Origin of the sequence: Microbacterium sp. LWS13-1.2 (assembly GCF_040144835.1) — a bacterium.
Lineage (GTDB): Bacteria > Actinomycetota > Actinomycetes > Actinomycetales > Microbacteriaceae > Microbacterium.
Genome location: NZ_CP151632.1, coordinates 1,997,149 through 2,015,496, shown reverse-complemented (window position 1 = coordinate 2,015,496; position 18,348 = coordinate 1,997,149). Strand labels below are relative to the sequence as shown.

18 protein-coding genes are annotated in these 18,348 nt (G+C 65.7%); 14 read left to right on the top strand and 4 right to left on the bottom strand.

The annotated features are described in order from the left end of the window. Positions 1-51: 51 nt before the first annotated feature. From MRBLWS13_RS09630 to MRBLWS13_RS09600, 7 genes are all read left to right on the top strand, one after another. Positions 52-846: an ABC transporter permease gene (locus MRBLWS13_RS09630; protein WP_349428829.1), complete on the top strand. Its 795-nt coding sequence runs from the start codon at positions 52-54 to the stop codon at positions 844-846. Beyond that, on the top strand, positions 843-1,574 hold the full coding sequence (locus MRBLWS13_RS09625; RefSeq protein WP_349428828.1) for an ABC transporter ATP-binding protein: 732 nt from the start codon (positions 843-845) through the stop codon (positions 1,572-1,574). The genes MRBLWS13_RS09630 and MRBLWS13_RS09625 overlap by 4 nt, the downstream gene beginning before the upstream one ends. 406 nt (positions 1,575-1,980) lie before the next feature. Then, complete coding sequence (locus MRBLWS13_RS09620) at positions 1,981-2,955, top strand: sugar ABC transporter substrate-binding protein (protein ID WP_349428827.1); 975 nt, start codon at positions 1,981-1,983, stop codon at positions 2,953-2,955. Next, on the top strand, positions 2,952-4,445 hold the full coding sequence (locus MRBLWS13_RS09615; protein ID WP_349428826.1) for a sugar ABC transporter ATP-binding protein: 1,494 nt from the start codon (positions 2,952-2,954) through the stop codon (positions 4,443-4,445). Before MRBLWS13_RS09620 ends, MRBLWS13_RS09615 begins: the two co-directional genes overlap by 4 nt. 13 nt (positions 4,446-4,458) lie before the next feature. After that, complete coding sequence (locus tag MRBLWS13_RS09610; protein WP_349428825.1) at positions 4,459-5,451, top strand: ABC transporter permease; 993 nt, start codon at positions 4,459-4,461, stop codon at positions 5,449-5,451. A gap of 20 nt (positions 5,452-5,471) precedes the next feature. After that, positions 5,472-5,792: a Dabb family protein gene (locus MRBLWS13_RS09605; protein WP_349428824.1), complete on the top strand. Its 321-nt coding sequence runs from the start codon at positions 5,472-5,474 to the stop codon at positions 5,790-5,792. After that, positions 5,782-6,483 carry an enoyl-CoA hydratase/isomerase family protein gene (locus MRBLWS13_RS09600; RefSeq protein WP_349428823.1) on the top strand — a complete coding sequence of 234 codons (702 nt, stop codon included), beginning with the start codon at positions 5,782-5,784 and terminating at the stop codon, positions 6,481-6,483. Before MRBLWS13_RS09605 ends, MRBLWS13_RS09600 begins: the two co-directional genes overlap by 11 nt. A 12-nt stretch (positions 6,484-6,495) precedes the next feature. Here MRBLWS13_RS09600 and MRBLWS13_RS09595 read toward each other — a convergent pair whose 3' ends face one another. Next, entirely contained in the window at positions 6,496-7,236 is a 741-nt protein-coding gene (locus MRBLWS13_RS09595; protein WP_349428822.1) for an FCD domain-containing protein, read from the bottom strand. A 159-nt stretch (positions 7,237-7,395) separates the two neighbouring features. On the opposite strand from MRBLWS13_RS09595, the gene MRBLWS13_RS09590 reads away from it, so the two are divergent. The 4 genes from MRBLWS13_RS09590 (at position 7,396) to MRBLWS13_RS09575 (ending at position 11,966) form a co-directional block, all read left to right on the top strand. Continuing rightward, a complete protein-coding gene (locus tag MRBLWS13_RS09590; protein ID WP_349428821.1) occupies positions 7,396-8,199 on the top strand; it encodes a 1-deoxy-D-xylulose-5-phosphate synthase N-terminal domain-containing protein in 804 nt (267 codons plus the stop codon). Then, positions 8,192-9,196, top strand: coding sequence for a transketolase C-terminal domain-containing protein (locus MRBLWS13_RS09585; protein ID WP_349428820.1), 1,005 nt, complete (start codon positions 8,192-8,194; stop codon positions 9,194-9,196). The genes MRBLWS13_RS09590 and MRBLWS13_RS09585 overlap by 8 nt, the downstream gene beginning before the upstream one ends. A 42-nt stretch (positions 9,197-9,238) precedes the next feature. Further along, a complete protein-coding gene (locus MRBLWS13_RS09580; RefSeq protein ID WP_349428819.1) occupies positions 9,239-10,555 on the top strand; it encodes a Xaa-Pro peptidase family protein in 1,317 nt (438 codons plus the stop codon). Between the two features lie 499 nt (positions 10,556-11,054). After that, positions 11,055-11,966 carry an alpha/beta hydrolase gene (locus MRBLWS13_RS09575; RefSeq protein WP_349428818.1) on the top strand — a complete coding sequence of 304 codons (912 nt, stop codon included), beginning with the start codon at positions 11,055-11,057 and terminating at the stop codon, positions 11,964-11,966. A 113-nt stretch (positions 11,967-12,079) separates the two neighbouring features. Here MRBLWS13_RS09575 and MRBLWS13_RS09570 read toward each other — a convergent pair whose 3' ends face one another. Beyond that, a complete protein-coding gene (locus MRBLWS13_RS09570) occupies positions 12,080-12,451 on the bottom strand; it encodes a RidA family protein (protein WP_349428817.1) in 372 nt (123 codons plus the stop codon). Between the two features lie 125 nt (positions 12,452-12,576). Between MRBLWS13_RS09570 and MRBLWS13_RS09565 the strand changes: the two genes are divergently transcribed. From MRBLWS13_RS09565 to MRBLWS13_RS09555, 3 genes are all read left to right on the top strand, one after another. After that, positions 12,577-13,809: an acyl-CoA dehydrogenase family protein gene (locus MRBLWS13_RS09565; RefSeq protein WP_349428816.1), complete on the top strand. Its 1,233-nt coding sequence runs from the start codon at positions 12,577-12,579 to the stop codon at positions 13,807-13,809. 41 nt (positions 13,810-13,850) lie between these two features. After that, entirely contained in the window at positions 13,851-14,237 is a 387-nt protein-coding gene (locus tag MRBLWS13_RS09560) for a RidA family protein (RefSeq protein WP_349428815.1), read from the top strand. Positions 14,238-14,328: 91 nt separating this feature from the next. After that, entirely contained in the window at positions 14,329-15,003 is a 675-nt protein-coding gene (locus MRBLWS13_RS09555) for an NAD(P)-binding domain-containing protein (RefSeq protein ID WP_349428814.1), read from the top strand. Positions 15,004-15,045: 42 nt separating this feature from the next. On the opposite strand, the gene MRBLWS13_RS09550 is transcribed toward MRBLWS13_RS09555, so the two are convergent. Both MRBLWS13_RS09550 and MRBLWS13_RS09545 read right to left on the bottom strand, forming a co-directional pair. Then, on the bottom strand, positions 15,046-15,750 hold the full coding sequence (locus MRBLWS13_RS09550) for a GntR family transcriptional regulator (protein ID WP_349428813.1): 705 nt from the start codon (positions 15,748-15,750) through the stop codon (positions 15,046-15,048). A gap of 131 nt (positions 15,751-15,881) precedes the next feature. Beyond that, entirely contained in the window at positions 15,882-18,293 is a 2,412-nt protein-coding gene (locus MRBLWS13_RS09545; protein ID WP_349428812.1) for a glycoside hydrolase family 3 C-terminal domain-containing protein, read from the bottom strand. Between the last annotated feature and the right edge of the window lie 55 nt (positions 18,294-18,348).

Sequence of the window (18,348 nt, the reverse complement as noted above, 5' to 3'; positions counted from 1 at the left end):
ATGGGAGCTACGAGGAGAACCGTACCGCCCCAATCCCCGCCATCGACTACGGTGATCGCTACATCGCCGAGAAGACAGCGGTGGTGGCATCGCGCGCGACCACTGCGGGCCGTCGGTCCGCTCGCGCTGCTCGTCGTCTGGCAGTTCGCGTCCATGACGGCTCTCATCCCCACGACGGTGCTTCCGCCACCGCTCGAGGTCCTCACCGCCGGGCTGGAGTTGCTCTCCACAGGTGAGCTTCAGGCCCACCTCTTGGTATCTCTCCAGCGCATCGGTGTCGCTCTCATCCTGGGGGTTTCGGTAGGCCTGGCCCTCGCCATCCTCGCCGGACTGTGGAAGGTCGGAGACGCCCTCATCGACCCGATCATGCAGATGATGCGGACGGTGCCCGTCCTCGCGCTCGTCCCGCTCTTCATCCTGTGGTTCGGGATCGGTGAGCCGTCGAAGGTGCTGATGATCGCACTGGCCGTGGTGTTCCCGGTCTACCTCAATACCTACGCCGGCATCCGGGGCGTGGATCGGAAGCTCTTCGAAGTCGGTGTCATAGTCCGCCTCTCGCCGATCGCCCGCATCCGGCACATCGTTCTGCCTGGCGCGTTGCCCGGCTTCCTCACGGGCCTGCGGATGTCGCTGGGTGTCGCCTGGCTCGTGCTCGTCATCAGCGAGCAAGTCAACGCGTCGGAAGGTGTCGGCTACCTCATGAACAACGCGCGGCTGTATCTGCGCACCGACGTGATCGTCCTCGGCATTCTCATCTATGCGCTTGCGGGGTACCTGTCCGACCTCATCGTCCGAATGATAGAGAAGCGTGCGCTCTCCTGGCGCCAGGGTTTGGAGACGACATGACCTCGCTCGACACCACCTCGTCCGCAGCGGCGTTGGTCGTCGCCTTGCGTACCGTGTCCCGCTCCTTCGGGGCCACCCAGGTACTCCACGACATCGATCTCGACATCCGCCGGGGCGAGTTCGTCGCGCTGCTCGGACGATCCGGGACCGGCAAGAGCACGCTCCTGAGGATCGTGGCCGGGCTAGACAACGGCGCGACGGGGGAGGTGCATGTCACCGACCGTCTGGCCGTCGGGTTCCAGGAGCCGCGCCTCCTGCCGTGGAAGAGGGTGTGGCGAAACATCGTATTGGGTCTGACCGGCGCCAATCTGCGCGAACGCGCGGAGGCCACCCTGCGGGAAGTGGGTCTGGAGCACCGCAGCGACGTGTGGCCCCTCACACTCTCCGGGGGAGAGGCCCAGCGGGCGTCCCTGGCCCGAGCGCTCATCCGCGAACCCGAACTCATGGTCTTGGACGAACCCTTCGGGGCTCTTGATGCGCTGACCAAGATCCGCATGCATGCGTTGCTGCTGGAGCTGTACCGCGCGCACCGGCCGGGCGTCTTGCTCGTCACCCACGACGTTGAGGAGGCGATTCTTCTCGCCGATCGGGTCCTGGTGATGGATGCCGGGCAGTTCGTCGCGGATGTTCCGATCGACCTGCCGCACCCGCGGCAGAAGGCAGGCGAGGAGTTCCTCCGGTTGCGGACGGCCCTGCTCGCCGACCTCGGGGTGCGAGAACTCGCCTGAGGACTGGCGGTCCCGCCACGACGTCGGATAAACGGTCGATCTGACTGGCGGGAACGATCTCTTGAGGTCAGGTGTTTGCAGACGGTCGCGCCGCGGACATCTAGGAATGGTCCGCGACCTCACCCGTGGTCGGTCCCCGCGCGGTTAACGACAGCGCGGTCTCGCCAGGCCGTCCCCCGCGGGTTGCCGCCCGCGGTCCCTCCCCGGGCGGAACGAGCGGCCGGTGACCGATCTGCTCCGCTCCGCCTGCGCCCAGCGAGCTCGCGGGTGCGCCCGGGCTTCGCCAACCACGCGTGGAGTGTCTTGCAGGCTGCTTGCTCGAAACTTGACTGCAAATCCGAGATCGCCTATGGTTAGGTGGCTAGGCCACCTGGCCACATGGAACTCAATGGTGAGGAGCCACGCTATGAAGCGCACATCACACGCACTGCCTCTGCTCGCCGTTGTAACCGCCGCACTCGCATTGGCCGGATGTGGCGGAGTGGGCAACCTGACAGAGACCTCCGGTTCACCGGCGCCACTGCAGGTCACCTACGCCAGCTTTGGCGAGAGTGTCGGCTTCGTCGCGACAGTGACGAAGTCGCTTCAGGCCGCAGCAGACGCGGCCGGTGTCGAACTCAGCGTTCTGGACAACCAGAACGACGCGGCGACCGCCGTGGACAATGCCCGCCAAGCCGCGACCACCGACCCGGACGTCTTCATCGAATACAACGGCAACGCCGACAGCAACTCGCGCGTCGCATCGTTGATGGCCGACGCCAGCATTCCCGTGATTGCCGTTCAGTACCCGATCGAGGGCGCGCCGCTCTTCGCCATCGACAACACCCAGGTCGGCGAGATCGGTGGCTCGCAATTGGCCGCGGCGGCTCAGGAGAAATGGGGAGAGGACGAAACCCCGGCGGCTCTGATCGTCACGCTCCCCCAGGGCGGGCCTATTCAGCTGGATCGCAGCGAAGGCGCGAAGGCTGCGATCTCCGACACCTACCCCGACATCGAGTTCACGGATGTCGACAGCCGTAGCGACGCCGCCGTCGGTCGCCAGCTCGCGGCGGATTTCCTTACGTCTCACCCCGATGAGCCCGTCATCATTTGGGCACACGTGGATTCCGTGGGCCTGGGCGTGGTCGCTGCGGTCGAAGCGTCCGGACGCGACGACGTCCTGGTCATGAGCACCGGGGGTGACGCGGCGATCTTCCCGGAGATACGTAAGGCCGGCACTCCGCTGGTAGGAACGGTCGGACTGTTCCCTGAGTCTTGGGGCTCGGTCCTCATCGATCTGGCTCAGAAGGTCGCCGCGGGCGAAGAGGTCCCCGAAGTGACGCATCCCGAGAAGATCGAGGTCATCTCCGCTGCGAACATCGGCCAGCTGTATCCGGAATGACTACCCACGACGATGCTCGCCTGCGGGCGACGGGAATCTCCAAGAGCTACGGAGGCGTGCGCGCGCTCAAGAGCGTGAGCATCACGCTCGCGCCGGGGCGCGTACATGCCCTGCTCGGAGAGAACGGTGCCGGAAAGTCCACGTTGGTGAACGTCCTCTCCGGTACTGTCCGCCCCGATGGTGGCGAGATCGCCGTCGACGGGGAGGTCGTGCAGTTCGGCGGACCGCAGGCGGCTCAGCGGCTGGGGATCCGCACGGTCCACCAGGAGCTGGAGCTGGCAGGTCCGCTGACGACCGCGGAGAACATCTACCTCGGTCGACTGCCGCGCAAGGGCCCGGTGGTGGCGTTCGCCCGCCTGGCCGCCGACACCGTGCGGGTGCTGCGAACACTGGGCAGTGCGATCGGACCCGAGGGGCGAGTCGACGTGCTGCCCGTTGCGGAACAACAGGTGATCGAGATCGCCCGGGCTTTGGCTGCCGAACCAGCCGTGCTCATCCTGGACGAACCCACCGCGGCTCTTCCCCCCAAAGAGATCGACCAGCTCCTGGAGCGAGTTCGGGGACTGGCGGCCTCGGGCGTTGCGATTCTCTACATCAGCCATCGGCTTGACGAAGTGATGCAGGTCAGTGATGACGTCACGGTGCTCCGCGACGGCCAGGTCGCGCTCTCTTCGGCGGCCAACGAACTGACCAAGGCGGATGTGGTCAGGGCGATGCTGGGGGTCGATGTCACCGCGTTCGTCGCCCCGCAATCGCGCGAGGCCGGCGAAGTGGCCGTGTCGGTGCGGAGCCTGAACGTGCCCGATGGGCACTTGGAGCATCTGGACCTCGACGTCGGCCAGGAAGAGATCGTGGGAGTGTTCGGTCTTCCCGGCAGCGGACATGATGCCATCGCGGGGGCGCTGTACGGCATGCTCCCCGCGACAGCGAACCGGGTCGATCTGCTCGGCGCGAGCAAGTTACCGGCCAGCCCACGTGATGCCATCGCCCGCGGCATCGGCCTTGTGCCCGCCGACCGAAAGAATGAAGGCCTCGCCCTGAAGCTGAGCGTCCTGGAGAACCTGATGCTCGTGCTCCAGCCCCGCCGCGCCGGAGGCATCCTCGTCGACAGAAGACGGCAGCGTGCACTCGCCGTGAGCCTCGCTGAGGAGTACCGGATCAAGATCGGCGACTTCTCAGCTCCGGTCGGCTCTCTCAGCGGGGGTAACCAGCAGAAGGTCGTGCTTGCCCGGTGGGCGGCAACCGGCGCGGTTCGACTCCTGCTCCTCTGTGAGCCCACCCGCGGCGTCGACGTGGGCGCGAAGACCGAGATCCACCGCCTGCTGCGCAGCCAGGCCGCAGCGGGCACCCCGTCGCTTCTCGTCTCGTCTGATCCGGAGGAGACCATCGCCCTGTGTGACCGCATCTACGTCGTACACGCCGGCCGAGTGGCCACGGAGTTCTCCGCAGGCCAGGCGACGCCCGCGCTGCTGACCGCAGCCGCGCTCTGAGAGGACCTCGACCATGCATTCCACCACAAGAGTCGAGCCAATCGCCGCCCGCACTCGCTTCGGCGTAGCCGCCCTGCTGCGGCAGCAGGACACTGCACTACTGCTCGTTCTGCTACTCCTCGTCGTGGCGTTCTCGCTCGCGTCGCCATACTTCTTCAGCGCTCGCAATCTCTCCAACGTGCTGTTGAGCGCCTCCATAATCGGCACGATGTCCGCCGTCGCGACGCTCGTCGTGGTCAGCGGAGCGCTCGATCTGTCCATCGGCTCGATCGTCGCGCTCACGTCGGTCTCGGCGGCGCTGCTGTCCTACGACCTGCAGTGGCCGCCCGGGCTCGCCATTGCCGCCGCCCTGGTAATCGGAGCGCTCGCGGGGGCCTTCAACGGCATTCTGGTAACCGTGCTGCGGATCAACCCCATCATCGCGACCATCGGCACCCTGTCGGTGTTCCGAGGGCTCGCGTTCGTGATCACCAACGGCCGTGACATTCCTGTGCTCGACCCGATCTCTGACTACCTCGGATTCGAGCGGATCGTCGGGATCCCCGTGTCGGTGATCGTCATGATTCTGGTGTTCATCGCGACATGGTGGGTCGCCAAGTACACTCCCTGGGGTCGCAACGTCTACGCGACCGGCGCCAACCCGCGTGCTGCGCGACTCGCCGGCGTCGGAGTGGGGGGCATCCGGATGGGCGTCCTCATCGCCAGCGGCCTGGTCGCCGCACTCGCCGGAGTACTCCTCAACGGTCAAGCCGGCTCCGCGACACCCGGTGCGGGCGTCGGTTACGAACTGCAGGTGCTCACCGCCGTCCTGTTGGGCGGCGCCAGCCTCACCGGCGGAGAGGGCCGGGTCACCCGGACATTCATCGGCGTACTCATCATCAGCGTTATCAACAACGGTATGACGCTGTTGTCGGTGCCCTCGTACTATCAGACCATCGCCAACGGCGCGCTGCTCTTGGTCGCGGTAGCCATCGACCAGTTCCGAACCAAAGCCGGCTACCGATGAAAGATCGGAGGGGACCCCGCGTGCTCGAGCACATCGTGGTTGTGGATGCCGGTGACCTGCCCCGGCCGCCTCTGGAGGCGGCGCTGGACCGTTTCGCCCATGGGATCCGGGGATGCCGGGGGCTGATCTCCATTAGCTGGGGCCAGAATTTCAACCCGCTGGGTCTCGAGCGTCGTTGCCACTACGTATGCACAGTAATCCTGGAGAGCGAGGAGACTCTTCGTACCCACTACTGGGAGCATCCAGCGCACCAGATTCTGCTTGCGGAGCTCCCCGGACTCTGCGAATCCAGGTTCGCTTTGGATTACTTCATCGACGAGGATGCTGCCCATGCCCGCTGACAGTCTGACCGTGGCGCGTGATGGCGATGTGGCCTGGCTCACCCTGCACCGGGGGGAACGCAACCTTCTTGATGCTGAGCTCACCCGGGCACTCGCGGATGCTGTTGCCGAGCTGGACACTCAAGGCGTCACCGCTATGGTGCTGACCGGAGCAGGAGCGGTGTTCTGTGCTGGTGCGGATGCATCGAAACTTCGAGCAACCGGGACTGCGCGAGAGTTCGCCGACGCCGCGATTGACCTCTTCTGCAACCTGGCAGAGGCGCAGGCCCCGGTCATCGCCGCTGTGAACGGCGACGCGCTCGCGGGCGGATTCGGGATCGCGTGCGCCGCAGACATCGTCATCGCCGTCGATGGTGCCGCGCTCGGCACGGTTGAGGCTGCTCTTGGCACCTGGCCGATGATCGCCCAGGTTCCGGCAAGCAGGCGCGTTCCCCCCAAAGCGGCGATCAGGAACGCCTTGACGGGAGTCCCGTTCACAACAGCTGAAGCGAAAGACCTCGGCGTCATCGATGAGATTCTGTCCGACGCGGGCGCGCTCCGCGTCCGCGCAGCGGAGGTGGCCCGAGAAGTGACGGTTGGGGGCGCCGCAGCTCGCCGCGGCAAGCCGATGCTGGTCGGCTTGTACATGCGTCAGTACCGCGCGGATCTGAGCGGCGCGGCAGACGCCTTCGTGGACATGTTCGGCGGCTGAGGGGTCCCGCGCCTACCGGCCGCGGAGGTGCGCCAGCATCGCGTGGTGGTGCGAGAGCACGTGCTCACGCATCGACACCGCGTCTCGCCGCTCGAGCGCTTCGAGCATCGCGATGTGCACCTCGTCCGGACGGTCTCCTGCGGCGAGAAGCCAGGCAGGAGTCTCGCCGGACTCGATCCACGTTCGGTAAGTGTTGCTCACCGCAGTGCTGTGGACTGCCTCGAACATCATGGCGAGGTACTGGTTCTGGCTGGCGCGAACAATCGCAGCGTGAAAGAGTGCATCAGCCGCAACCCAACTCGACGCGGACGCCGCGGTGGTCATCCGCTCCAGGGCGCGGCGCACCTTTGCGAGGTCGTCCGCGGTCGCACTGGTGGTAGCGAGCGCGGTGCCGCGGTCCTCCAACATGAGGCGCAGATCCAGGAGATGGTCGAGGGAGTCGCCGTCGATCTCCATCATGAGCTGCATCGACTGTGCGATGAGGTGCTCGGGTCGGCGCATGACGTACGCCCCGGATCCCGGGCGGATGTCTATCAGCCCCATCATCGAGAGCATCCTGAGTGCCTGCGCGACGATAGGGCGGCTTGCGCCGAGCTGCGAGGCGAGATCCCGCTCGGAAGGCAGGCGCGTCCCCTCCTGGAGGTCGTTCTTGAGGATGATCGTCCGGATCTGCTCCACGACTTCATCCGCGAGGCGGCTGGCGGAGACGGGACGCACCGCAGGGAAGGCCTGCAGCGGCTTCGGGTGCGCCATGCATCTCCTCTCATCGACTCCACCGGGACGTGGCCTGACCAAATTATCAGCCCGATCGGACGATGTTCACCAGCGCGGTCTGCTTCTGGATTGACACTCGCCTGAGTTGCCCGTAATCTCAAGTGGCATAGCCACCTGGCCACAAGAATGGGAGCAGCTATGACGACGACGTCGACACCGGTGAAAGACACGGTCACGCTGGCACGGGGCATTCGCCGGCGCGCGGTCGACATGATCGCCCCACAGGGATTCGGCTACCTCGGGCAGGCGCTTTCGAGCGCCGAGACCGTCGCGGCTCTCTACGGTAGTTACCTGCGTCCCGGGGTGGACCGCTTCATCTGCTCGCCCGGGCACTACATCATCGCCGCGTACGCTGCGGCGGCTGAGGTCGGGCTGCTGAGTGAAGAGCAGCTGCTCAGCTACGGGCAGGACGGCTCCGACCTGGAAGCCATCGGCACCGAACGCACCCCGCTCGTAGACCTGACGTGTGGATCGCTGGCTCAGGGGCTCTCCGGCGCCGCTGGATTCGCTTACGCCGACCGCCTGCGCTCGCGCACCGGAAGCCGCGTGTATGCCCTGATCAGCGACGGCGAGCTCGAGGAGGGGCAAGTCTGGGAGGCTGCCATCTTCGCCGCCCATCATCGGCTGGGCAGCCTCGTCGTGATCCTCGATGCGAACAACTCGCAGGTGGATGGTCCGCTCGACTCCATCACCACCATCGAGCCCATCGCTGACAAGTGGACCGCGTTCGGGTGGCATGCCATGGATATCGACGGTCACGACGTGGCCGCCGTGCACGCGGCCTTCGACAGCGCACTGAAAGATGAGCGCCCCTCGATCATCATCGCCCGTACCTCGACCGTGCACGGCCTCGACGTCCTACCGCCGGACGCCGACGGGCACTTCATCAAGCTGCCGCCGGAGCTGGCGGCTGCAGCCAGAGAGGAACTCGCCGATGCATAACCCGCCCTACGCGACCGAGCTCAAGCCGTACGGGCGAGCGCTCGTCGCGCTCGCCGAGCAGCGCGATGACGTCATCTGCCTCTCGGGCGACCTCACCCGCCAGACAGAGATCGACCTGTTCCAGGAACGTTTCCCGGAGCGATTCGTCCACGCCGGCATGGCCGAGGCGAACATGATCAGCATGGCCGGTGCCATGGCTCGCGAGGGCCTTCAGCCGTTCGTGCACACGTTCGGCGTGTTCGCGACTCGCCGCCCGTACGACCAGATCGTCAACGCCGTAGCCTACCCGAATCTGCCTGTGCGCCTCATCGGATTCATGCCCGGAATCTCGAGTCCGGGCGGCCCGAGCCACCAGGCCATCGAAGACGTCGCGATCATGCGTGCCCTGCCGAACTTCACGGTGATCGACGTTGCGGACGCGCTGGAGATCGCGCAGGTTGTGCCCCACCTCGCGACCATCCCCGGGCCCGTGTACCTGCGGCTCAAGCGTGGTGAGATCCCCATCATCTTCGAGACTGACCATGAGTTGCGCCTTGACAAGGCACATATCTTGACGGACGGGGACGACGTCGCTCTGGTGACGAACGGGATGATGCTCGCGGCGAGCCTCGACGCCGCCCGTACTCTGGCCGGTGCCGGCGTTGGGGTGAAGATCGTCCACGTCCCCGTGGTCAAGCCTCTCGACTCCGCAACTGTCCGGCGGGCCGTCGAGCAGGCGCGTGTCGTTGTCACGGCAGAGAACCACTCGGTCATCGGTGGGCTGGGCTCCGCGGTCGCTGAGGTCATCGCCGAAGCTGGTCTTGCTCGGCCCCTTCGTCGGGTCGGGATGCAGGACACCTTCGCGGAAGGCTCGCGCACCGCGCCGTACCTGTTCGAAAAGTACGGACTGTCCACCCAGGCACTCATCGATTCGGTCTGGGCCCACCTTGGTCACGATGGCGCAGCGCCTATCGCCGAACGCCAGGAGCTCGCCGTCGGCGAGTACCAGCCGGTCTGACCGCATCTACACGATTCATATCCGACGAAGGAACTGAACGACATGACCACTACCCACCTTCAGACGCCCGTGTCTTCCCCGGGCGCCATCATGGGCGTCGACTGGGAAGAGCGCGTCAACTTCGCTCGCCTGCGTGATGAGCGTCTGGCACGGGCGCAGGCCGAGCTGGAGAGCTCCTCGCTGGGCGCACTGATCCTGTTCGACATGAACAACGTGCGGTACACGACCGCGACGCACATCGGCAACTGGGCTCGCGACAAGTTGTTCCGGTGCGTCCTGCTGATGCGCGGACACGATCCGATCCTCTGGGACATCGGCTCTGCCGCTCGGCAGCACAAGATGCACGCTCCCTGGCTGAACGAGGACAGCTGGCGTGCCGGGCTGTCGACGTGGCGCGGTTCCATCCCGGAAGAGGTCGGAGTCGAGATCGGCAACGCCAAGCGCATCGCCGACATCCTCCGTGAGAACGGTCTGCAGAACGACCCCGTCGGGATTGACGTGGTGGAGATCCCGGTCCTTCGCGCGTTCGAGAATGAAGGACTGCACATCGTCAACGGGCAGGACCTGATGCAGCGTGCGCGCCGCATCAAGACCGTGGATGAGATCGCCCTGCTGTCGCACGCCGCGGGTATGGTCGACGCGGCCTACGACGAGCTCTACCGATTCCTCCACGTCGGAGTACGTGAGAACGATGCGGTTGCCCTGGTCAACCGTGTGCTCTACGAGCTCGGGTCCGAAGAAGTCGAGGCCGTCAACGCCATCGCGGGAGAGAGGTGCTCTCCTCACCCGCACGTGTTCTCCGACCGCATGATGCGGCCCGGTGATACCGCGTACTTTGACATCATTCATTCGTTCAACGGGTATCGGACCTGCTACTACCGGACCCTCAACATCGGTAGCGCGAACGCCAATCAGCGCGATGCGTACACGCGTGCTCGCGAGGCGATCGATGCCGCCATCGACCAGGTGAAACCCGGCGCCTCCAGCGCCGACATCGCCCGCGCCTTCCCATCGGCCGCAGATCTCGGCTACCACAGCGAGGAAGAGGCGTTCGGTCTGCAGTACTGCCACGGCATCGGACTATCCCTGTGGGAGCAGCCGCTCATCAGCCGCTACCACTCCCTGGAACACCCCGTGGAGATCGAGGAAGGCATGGTGTTCGCGCTAGAAACCTACTGGCCCACGAAGGATGGCTCATCTGCGGCCAGAATCGAGGAGGAAGTCGTCGTAACCAGCGAAGGCTGCAAGGTCATCACGCGCTTTCCTGCGGACGAGCTTCTGGTGGCCGGGACCCGCTACTGGAATGGCCACTCCTTTAACACGAACAACCTGGGAACGGGCATCCGCCAGAACGTCTGACTTGCATTTCGTGAGCGTGTGGCGGCGAATGCACCGTGATGAACCCATGGGGTGCGAAGCAAGCGTTCAGGGATGGCGAGAAGACGTCGCTCCATCGGCGACGGAGTGAGTTCGTGGTACTGCTCGCGTCGAGTGCCGCGAGAGCACACGCCGCGGGGGTTTTACCCCCGCGGCGTGCCGGCCACCGGGGATCTCAGCGAGCACGCTGGCCAAGCACGCCCCATCGCCGAGGGAGGCAGGAGTCGGAGACCTCGCGGTCGCGCTCGGCGGGGCACCCATGGGCTGCGCCAGCCGGCAACCCGGCATCTCGGTCGAACTGATCGACCACGCGAGTCAGCCGGCCGTGCCGTCGCGGTCATCCGGACGGCCCGGCGGCGCATGCACCCTTTAGCGGAACGGCAAAGGGGCACATCGACGTGAGAAGATTCATATCGGCAATCGGTGGTTTTGGTCGCCGCACTAATCTATCGCCGGTCGTACCGCGGCTCGAGGAGGCCAGGTGGCCACGCCACAGACATCAGAGACGACAGTTTCGGGTTTCGCCAATCTTTCGGACATGGACATCGTGGGGTGGCTTCCGTCGACACCCCCTGACGCGCGAATCCATTACTCATCCGCTGCGTTGACGTACGGAGACCTCCGGCTACCACGCGGCGACGACGCCGATGGTCACCCGCTGGTGATTCTCATCCATGGGGGCGCCTGGGAGTCCAGTTACACGTCGGACTACGTCGCGAGGCTGGCTGAATCGCTGACCGCGCTGGGCGTTGCGACCTGGAACCTCGAATTCCGTCGCCTCAACAACCCAGGCAGCGACTACCCCGGGATGTTCCTCGATATCTCCCAAGGGGTGGACTTCGCGCGTGAGTTGGCGAAGGACTACCCGATCGATCTGGACAGAGTGGTTCTGTTGGGGCACTCATCCGGCGGTCATCTCGCTACCTGGGCGGCGGGGCGCAAGAACATCTCGCCGGAGAGCCCGCTCTATAGCGAAGATCCACTCCGCGTGAGTGGCGTCGTCGACCTTGCGGGAGTCCTTGATCTCGAGTACGCCTACAATGCCGGCCGTACTGACGTCCTGCAGGTGGTAGGTGCCCACGATTCCGCGGCGCTGAGAGAGAAGGCCGGCGACACGTCGTCGATCCGACTGCTGCCGTTGGGAGTGCCCCAGTCGCTCATCATCGGGACAGCGGACAACCCGTGGCGGCTGGAAAGCCATCAGCGCTACCGGGACGCGGGAATGGCCGGCGGCGATCGGATCGACCTCATCCGACTCGAGGGGGCCAATCATTTCGACGTGGTGGATGTGAGCAGCCCTGCCTGGGAACCGATCGTGACGGCCGTGCGCGAGTACGCCGGCCTGCCGAAGAATGGTGCGACCGACAGCATTCCCGCAGTCAGCGCGAACTGACGCCCACATGCGCAACGCGAGCCGCGCAGCATTCTTGCCGTCGGCGGAAGCGGTGCGCGGCTCGCCTCGTCATGCGACTCGCGCCGAGCCGGCTGGCCCGCGCTCGCGCCTCGTCAGAGCACGGCGATGGCGTCTATCTCGATTGTGGCGTGGTTGTACAAGGAGTGAACGCCCACGAGAGTGCTCGCAGGCATGTGCTCAGCGCTGATGATCGAGTCTCGAACGCGTCGATACGTCTGCAGCTTCTCCTCATCGAGGTGCTTGACGTAGACATTCACCCGTACCAGGTGCGACAGGTCGGTTCCTGCGCGCACCAACGCTTCTTCCAGGGCGCGGAAGGTCAGTTCGGTCGAGCGGGCGAAGTCTTCGGGCACCGGCACATATACCCCCGACACGTACACGAGGCCCGTCGCCGTATCGATCACGCTGTCGGAAATTCCCGGTACTACGGGAGCGGGAACACGGGTCAGCCGCTGTGTGGTCATCTGGCGATCCTCCTGTTAAGCAGTAGTGGACGCTAGTGAAGCGTACATGATAACTTTGCGAGTGCTCCATCATCTGAATGCCGGCCTGGCGACCCGGCAGCCGCATCCACTCCCGGAGGAACACCATGACGATCGACAATCTCATTTCAGCGCCGCGCGAAGCAATCGGCGTCGACCTTGCACAGGCACCATTCGATGAAGAGCTGGTGGCGCGGGCGACGAAGCTGGTGCCCTTCATCCGAGAGCACGCGTCCGAAGGCGCGGCTGAGGAGCAGGTGTCTACGGTCGTCATCGATGCGCTCGCCGACGAGGGACTCCTCAACCTCTTCGTGCCGCGACGCCTCGGTGGCCAGGCGACCACCACGCGCACCGCCCTCGAGGTGCTGGCCGAGATCAGCCGCGGCGACGGCGCGACGGGATGGATCTCGTCCCTCTTGAACGCCGGGACGTGGTTCGGTACGACGTACGGCGAACAGACCCAGCAGGAGATCTGGGGAGACAACCCGAATGCCCGGATCTCGGCAATCTTCACTCCCGGCAGCTCGATGGAGCGTGTCGAGGGCGGCTATATCGTCAGCGGTCGGTGGCCCTGGGCCTCCGGTGGCTTCGCGGCCAACTGGGCGTGCCTGGGCATCGCCCTGGACGTCCCCGAGGGTGAGGACCCCCGTGGGCTCGCACTGTTCTCGCGTGACCAGTACTCGTTCGAGAGGACCTGGTTCGTCACGGGGATGAAGGGAACCGCCTCGAACACGATCGTGATGGAGAATCAGTTCGTCCCGGACCACCGCATTCAGCCCTTCGTCGGGATGCGCGATGCGAACTACCTCACGCCGTTCAAGGACGAGGAACTGACCTCGCGGATGGCGTTCATCCCGCTCGCCGCGATCATCCTCATCGCCCCTCAGCTGGGCCTCGCACGGCACGCTATGGAGCTGACCCTCAAGAAGCTGCCGAACAAGGGCGTCGCGTACACCCGGTACACGGAAGCCCGGAACTCCCCCTCGCACCAGCTCGGTATCGCAGAGGCTGCGACCAAGCTGCGCCTCGCTGAGCTCCTCGCCGCGAACATGGCCGATCTCATCGACAGCAGTGCCGCCGCGAACGAGCTTCAGCCGCTCGAGACGCGTGTGCAGATCCGCAACGACGTCGGTGTTGTCGCCGACCTGTGCAAGGAGGCGATCGGAATTCTCATGACCCTCAACGGCGCCGGTTCGTTCGCGGAGCCGAACGTGCTCTCGCGCGTCTGGCGCGATTCGGAGATCGCCGCTCGTCACGCATACGTGACGTCGGCGGTGGGCAAGGAAGTCTACGGCCGGGTTCTGCTCGGCACGGATGACCCCATCACGATGGACGTCTGATCCTCGGCGTCAAGCTATATCCACAGCAAAGAAAGAGAGCTATGTCTCAAGAACGCTTCACCCGCATCCCCGCACCCGTCGTGCCCGGGATCGCTGACAGTGTGAAGGTCACATCCGGCGACCTCCTCTTCGTCTCCGGAGCCGTGGGCTTCGAGGCCGACGGCTCGGTTCCCGCGGACTTCGCACGGGCGACCGAACTGACCCTCCGCGAGCTGGAGCGGGCGTTGAAGGCCGGGGGGGCCGACTTCTCGTCGGTGGTCCGCTTCAACGTCTACATCACCGACCTCGACAAGGAGAAGCTCGGCATCTACCGCCGGGTGCGCGACGAGATCGTGGGCACCGACACACTGATCGCCAGCACCCTCCTCGGTGTCGCGGCCCTGTTCAACAACTCGACGATCGAGATCGACGCGATCGCCGCCGTCTAGAACGACTCGATGCATGGAAGAGGTGGGCACTGCGGAGCCCACCTCTTCCTGATTCACCTCGGCGTATCCGCAGCGCGTCCCTTCACTCGTTGTGGATGAGCTTGGACCGGGGGCACTTGATGGCTGGATAGGAAAGAAACTGATGACAAATGTGACCGTGATCGGCACGGGCAATATCGGATCGGCCGTGGCCGCGGTGGCCACCAAGGGCGGTGCGCACGTACAGCTGCTTGGCCGGGATGGGGAGAAGGCCGCGAGCGTGGCCGCCGGACTCGGAGCGACCTCCGGGGCGGTCGGTGACGTTCTGACGGGCGACATCGTCGTCCTCGCTGTGCCATACGACGCGCTGGCAGAACTGGCTGAGCTGTACGGTCACCAGTTCGACGGCAAAGTGGTCGTCGATGTCACCAACCCGATCAATTTCGCCACGTTCGATGAGCTCACCGTTCCCGCCGACTCGTCTGCGGCAGGCGAGCTTCAGAAGCAGCTTCCGGATGCGCGGGTGGTCAAGGCGTTCAACACGAACTTTGCGGGCACGATCGCGACGGGTCAGGTCGGCGACGTGCCCACCACGGTGCTCGTCGCTGGCGACGACGATTCTGCCACGCAGGCGCTGGTCGACCTCATCACCGCTGGCGGCGTCGCAGCCGCCGCTATCGGGCCGCTCAAGCGCGCGCGGGAGCTGGAAGCATTTGCCTTCCTGCAGATCACTCTCGCTGCTCAGGAGATCGTCGGCTGGGGCGGCGGCTTCGCGCTCCGCAAGTAGGAGGCGATCTTCGGGCTGCCTCGGCCAGTCCGTCATCCTGCATCAATTCGGTGAGGCGATTGCTCTCGACACACCCCACGACGAATCGGCGACCGACAAATCGTCGGCGGTCGCACGCCGGATATGTGCGGCCATGAGAGCCTCCGCCAGGGGCGCGTCGCGGGCGGCGATTGCGGATCGAATTTCGAAGTGCTCGTGCCACAGATGCTTGTCGTCTCTGCTCATGGCGGCGGTGTTTATCCACTCCGACCTGCTGGACAGCACATGGATGAAGGACTTGACAACCTCGTTGCCGCATGCCGACGCGACCGCGTCGTGAAAACGTGAGTTCAGCCGGTGAAGCTCTGCCAGCTCACCGCGCGCAAGCACGTCGTCCCCCTGCGAGAGTATCGCGTCGATTTCTGCGAGATCCGCATCGGTTCTGTGAAGCGCGGCTTCCCTCGCAGCAGGCGGCTCCAGTATGCTCCGCACGCTTCTCACCTCGCGGATCACGTCGTCGTTCAGCCGCGTGACCGTGGGTGAGCCGTACGGCCTCAGGTCGATGAGTCCTTCAACGGCCAGCCCCCGTAGCGCTTCCCGCACCGGCACTCGCGAGACGCCGAACCTGGTCGCCAGCTGCGGCTCCGTGATCCGTGACCCGGGCGCCAGCTCTCCGCGGACGACCAGGTCGCGGATGGCGTCGACCAGCGCGCTGCCTCGAAGGGTGGCGGATTCTTCCAAGACGAGTGCTCCCGTGACTATGACCATCACCAGGATATTCGCCTGGCCGGACGAGTGGGTCCTCGATCGGCATCCCTCTTCACCGCGCGTTCGCCCTGATCGGCGAGCAGGATCGCTCCTCCGCGGTCGATCTGCTGTTCCTACCGATGCGCAGCGACCTATGAAGGCACTTCCCAGTCGAGCGCCAGGGGGAGGTCCTGCACACACGTCCCGGCGCGCAGGGTGTACGTGCCCGGCTCGAGCGACCACCCACCCGGCGTCCAGTGCGACAGGCGACGGGGATCGATCTGGATCGTGGCAGCGATCGTCTCGCCGGCCGCTGCCCGCACGGAGGCGAAGCCGACGAGCCAGCGAACGGGGCGCTCGACGGCGGAGTCTGCGCGCTCGGCATAGACCTGCACGACCTGCTTGCCAGGGCGCTTTCCCGTGTTCGCGAGGAGCACCTCGACCGCGTCTTCGACACGGGATGCCGCGCCCCACGTCCACGACGTGTAGCCGAGTCCGTGCCCGAACGGGAACGCGGGCTGCACGTCCGCCTTCAGCCAGGCACGGTAGCCGAGCTGAAGGCCTTCCGTGTAGGCGAGCACACCGTTGTCGGGCACGACGTTCGTCACCGGCGCATCCGCGAGCGCTGCCGGCCAGGTCGTGGGCAGACGCCCGCCGGGCTCAGCTTCCCCGAGAAGGATGTCCGCGAGAGCGGCGCCGAACTGCTGACCGCCGAAGTAGCCGTGGAGGATGGCGCTGACCTCGTCCGCCCACGGGAGCGTCACCGGAGACCCCGCGTTGACGATCACGATCGTCCGGGTATTGGCGGCCGCGACTGCTCTAACAAGGTCGTCCTGGCGTCCAGGCAGGTCGAGGCTTTCGCGGTCGTGTCCTTCCGACTCGACCCTGGCGTTGGTCCCGACGACGACGATGGCCACATCCGCGTCTGTGGCGGAAGCGACTGCACGCGCGATGAGCCCGTCGGGATCGGCATGGTCGGGCGCGATGCCGACGGTCACGCTGAGCGTACCCACCAGCGCACCCTCTGTCGGGATCGCGAACTCCGCGCGAAGCTCGATCGGGGTGCCCGGCGAGACCGTGATCGGGACCGTAGCCGACGGCGGGGAGGTGATCGCTGCGCCGTGGTCGGTACCCTCGAGCGTGGGGGAGTCCTCGAGGACGAGGACTCCGTCGACGAAGATCTTTCCAGGGTTGGCACCCGAGAATCCGAAGAGAAGATCGCCGCTGACCTCGGGCGAGTACGCGGTGCGGATCTCCAGCGTCGACGCCCCGACCAGGGCGGCTTCTCCACCGAACCAGACCAGTTCGGTCGAAAGTCGATCTTCAGAGGACAACTCGGCACCATCAGCGTCGAAGAACGTCACGCGTGCGCCGGGTCGCCCGGTCACCGGATTGGTTATCCTCTCGCGCGGGAAGCCTGAGATCCCCTCCTGGACGACCGCGCCGACTTCGTAGTCGACCTGCGCGTGCGGTAAGGCCGCGCGCAGACCTTCGAGCGGAGAAACGATGTGCTCGGGAAGGACTGTCGCCGAGCCGCCGCCCTGGGTTCGCACCTCACGGGCGTTGTGGCCGATCAGTACGACTCGCGAAAGCGCTGTGGCGTCCAGCGGCAGTATCCCGTCGTTCGAAAGAAGGACGCTTCCTTCGATCGCTGCAGTCCGCGCGAATGCCGTTCCGTCCACGGGTGTCGTGGCTGCGCCGGGTCCAGGGCCGAGAGCGCCGACGCGTTCGGCGAGGAGCAGGAGGCGCAACACTTTTCGGTCCACGTCGGACTCCTGCACCCTGCCGCCCCGAATCGCGTCGATGAGGTCGTCGTAGGCGGCGACGGGCCCGGGCATGGCGAGGTCTTGTGAGGCAGGGATCGCGTTGAGGCTGCGCACTGCGGTCCAGTCGCTGACGACGACTCCGTCGAAGCCCCACTCGGTGCTCAACGGGTTCTCGAGCAGATCGTTCTCCGTCATGGTGACCCCGTCGACGGCATTGTAGGCACTCATCAGCGCCCAGGCCCCTGCGCCCACGGCCCGCTCGAACGGTGCGAGGTACAGTTCACGCAGTGCCCGGTCGGTGGGGCGGACATCCACGGTGTACCGGTCGGTCTCGGAGTCGTTGGCGACGTAGTGCTTCGGTGTCGCAGCGACGCCGTTGTCCTGCAGCCCGGTGACGTATGCGGCGGCGAGTGCAGATGTCAGTTCAGGATCTTCGCTGAGGCATTCGAAGTGGCGGCCACCCAGGGGTGTGCGGTGCAGGTTGATGGTGGGTCCGAGGACGACGTCGACGCCCTTGCGGCGCGCTTCGGATGCTGCAGCGGCGCCGTACCGGTAGGCGAGGGCTGTGTCCCACGAGGCGCCGAGCGCGGAGCCGGAGGGGAGGTTGAGGGAGGGATCGCGTTCGTCCCACCGGGGCCCGCGGACACCGGCGGGACCGTCGGACAGCGTCATCGCGCGCAGTCCAATCGACGGGAGAGGAACCGTGGTCCAGAAGTCCGCGCCCTGGATGAGGGAGACTTTCTCCTCGAGCGTGAGTTTCGCCAGGAGCGGTCGGAGGTGGTCGGTAGGGGAAGTCACGAGAGAGTCCTTGTGGGAGAGAGGCGCGCCGATGAGTTCGCGGCGGACGCGAGTG